Origin of the sequence: Priestia sp. SIMBA_032, assembly GCF_046535215.1 — a bacterium.
In the GTDB taxonomy this organism is placed as follows: Bacteria; Bacillota; Bacilli; order Bacillales; family Bacillaceae_H; genus Priestia; species Priestia aryabhattai.
The window spans coordinates 1-237 of record NZ_JAWRXD010001527.1; the positions used below are offsets into that span (position 1 = coordinate 1).

Annotated in this window: 1 protein-coding gene; it reads left to right on the plus strand. The window is 63.7% G+C overall.

Annotated elements, in window-relative coordinates; all coding sequences use genetic code 11:
• A partial coding sequence (locus SB717_RS39400) for a hypothetical protein (protein WP_410908757.1) occupies positions 1-237 on the plus strand: 237 nt, incomplete at both ends.

A 237-nucleotide genomic window follows, 5' to 3' on the forward strand; every position in this document is an offset into this window, starting at 1 on the left:
GGTGCGTTGGCTGCCCGACGGCAACCTCGAGTACCTGGGGCGTAATGACGACCAGGTGAAAATCCGCGGCATGCGCATCGAGTTGGGCGAGATCGAGACCCAACTGAACCAACTGCCCGGCATCCTCGAAGCCGTGGTACTGGTGCGCGACGAGCGGCTGGTGGCTTATTTTACCGAGAAGCCGCAGTTGGACCCGCTGACGGTGGCAGGCATCCGCGCCCATCTGGTGGCGCACCT